This window comes from Mesorhizobium sp. CNPSo 4671 (assembly GCF_057784245.1).
The window spans coordinates 1-510 of record NZ_JBWLUW010000082.1 but is presented as its reverse complement, the minus strand read 5'-3'; the positions used below and the strand labels follow the sequence as shown (position 1 = coordinate 510).

Sequence of the window (510 nt, the reverse complement as noted above, 5' to 3'; positions counted from 1 at the left end):
GCCTGTTCCAGAAGATCCTGGGTGACGGTGATGTAGACGAGCGTCGAATGGATATCGCGGTGACCAAGATACGTCGCGAGGAACGGCAACTTGTCCTGCGGATTGATACCGGCGCGGTACCATTCGAGAATACGGTTCACCACGAACGAGTGGCGAAGATCGTGAATGCGAGGTCCGGTTTTGCCTGTCGCCGGTTTGAGCCCAGCACGACGCAGGATGTCGATCAGGCAACGGGCGATGGCCTGCGACGTGTATCGGGCATTGCCTTGATCGTGCCAGAACAGGCCAGACTCCGCATTTTGCGGCGCCTTCGCCTTACGCCTCATCTCCAGATATTCCGTCAGCGCCGCCAGTGTACTGTCGGCAAGCGGCAGGATCCGGGACTTGAAGAACTTCGTTTCCCGGATGGTGATCGTGCCGGCAATCAGATCGACATCACCAAGATCGAGACGCGCGAGTTCCCCCAGCCGCAACCCGCAGCAATAGGCCAATACCAGCATCACGTAGAGG

1 protein-coding gene is annotated in these 510 nt (G+C 58.6%); it reads right to left on the bottom strand.

Annotation, left to right across the window (positions count from 1 at the left end; all coding sequences use genetic code 11):
• A partial coding sequence (locus AC04SF_RS37470; RefSeq protein ID WP_488481884.1) for a tyrosine-type recombinase/integrase occupies positions 1–510 on the bottom strand: 510 nt, incomplete at both ends.